This window comes from Mesorhizobium sp. B1-1-5 (assembly GCF_006443065.1).
Lineage (GTDB): Bacteria > Pseudomonadota > Alphaproteobacteria > Rhizobiales > Rhizobiaceae > Mesorhizobium.
On record NZ_VFWS01000333.1, the window covers coordinates 1 to 1,600 of the forward strand.

The window sequence follows — 1,600 nt, forward strand, 5'->3', positions numbered from 1 at the left end:
TCGCAGCCGCCGATGATCTCTGACGATCTGCGTCGCCAGGCCGACCATTTCATCGACCTGATGACGTTGAAGAACGAGGTGGGCCGCGATCCCTCCGAAAGGCCGGTGCGCCGACCCGAACCGGCCGAGACGGAAGAGGACGAGTACTGAGGGCGGCTGCGTTGGCCGCACATCTGGCCGCCTCCCCGGAACCCGATCGCGATTGCCCGCTCTGTCCGCGGCTGCACGGTTTCATTGCCGAGTGGCGGCAACGCGAGCCATCGTGGTTCAACGCGCCGGTTCCGACCTTCCTGCCGCCCGAAGGCGACGATTCGGTCCGGCTGCTGATCGTCGGGCTTGCGCCCGGCCTGCGCGGAGCGAACCGCACGGGCCGGCCTTTCACGGGCGACTATGCCGGCGACCTGCTCTACGGCACGTTGATCGCGCACGGCTTGGCGCGCGGCGAGTTCAAGGCACGGCCTGACGATGGGTTGGAGCTCGTTGGAACGGCAATCACCAACGCCGTCCGCTGCGTGCCTCCCGAGAACAAGCCTGTGGGCGCCGAGATCGCCACCTGCCGGACTTTCCTTGTGCCGACGATCGCACGGTTTCCCAATTTGCGGGCCGTGCTGACACTTGGTTCGATCGCGCACCAGTCGACCGTGCGGGCACTGGGCCAGCGCGTCGCCGCCTATCCCTTCAAGCATGGCGGGCGGCAGGAGGCCGATGGCATTACGCTGTTTTCCAGCTATCACTGCTCGCGCGACAACACCAACACCGGCGTGCTGACCGAAGCGATGTTCGTCAGCGTTTTCAGGGAAATTGCGGCGTTCCTGGATTCGTAGGGTCTGGAATTGCCTTACAACGCCGGCGCGAACAACGCGGCCAGCGTCTCCTGACCGCCTTGCAGGACGTTCAGGTCGACGTCACCGACGATGCCCTCGACGCGGCCCCTGTTGTGGTACTGCCAGTAGACCCAATCGTCGCGACCCGGCTCGAGCAGCAGTGAGCGAAGCCAGAGCGGACGGGCGGCGATCTGTCCTGCATAGGCCGTTGCTGCATCGTCGGTCAGATAGATGATGGCCTTCTTGCCAAAGGCGGCTTCAACGGGACCGAGGAAGGCCTGGAGTTCGGCATCGAGTTGTTCGGGCGAAGGGCGCTGCGGGCAATTGCCGCCGAACTCGATGTCGACGACCGGGGGCAGCAAAGGCTGGTCGTGCGGCACCACGGCGATGAAATTCTTTGCCTGGTCGGCGCCCGGCCGGCAGAAGGTGAAAAAGTGATAGGCGCCGACAGCGAGCCCGGCAGCACGAGCCTCGCGCAGATTGATGGCAAAGGCATCGTCGACATGATCGCCGCCCTCGGTCGCCTTGATGACCGCAAAGGCGACATCGGCGGCGGCAACGCGTCGCCAGTCGATCCGGCCCTGATGATGCGAAACGTCGATGCCCCTGACAGGATATTTGCCGCGATCCGGAGAAAACGCATGGAAATAGAAGAAGCCGCCAGCGACCATGAGCATTGCAAAAACCAGGCTGACCGATCCCCAGAGGATGATCCGGTTCTTCAAGACTGTCCCCTCCGGTATTCTGCCTCCTTGGCTAGAACCCTGAAAGCCAAA

The 1,600-nt window shown here is 63.9% G+C and carries 2 protein-coding genes and 1 pseudogene; 2 read left to right on the forward strand and 1 reads right to left on the reverse strand.

The window, feature by feature from the left end:
- Nucleotides 1-150 (forward strand): annotated as a pseudogene (locus FJ980_RS35615) (NYN domain-containing protein); the annotation flags it as partial.
- A gap of 11 nt (nt 151-161) precedes the next feature.
- Entirely contained in the window at nt 162-824 is a 663-nt protein-coding gene (locus FJ980_RS31045; protein ID WP_246676644.1) for a uracil-DNA glycosylase, read from the forward strand.
- A gap of 14 nt (nt 825-838) precedes the next feature.
- Here FJ980_RS31045 and FJ980_RS31050 read toward each other — a convergent pair whose 3' ends face one another.
- Complete coding sequence (locus FJ980_RS31050) at nt 839-1,549, reverse strand: GH25 family lysozyme (RefSeq protein ID WP_140547368.1); 711 nt, start codon at nt 1,547-1,549, stop codon at nt 839-841.
- Between the last annotated feature and the right edge of the window lie 51 nt (nt 1,550-1,600).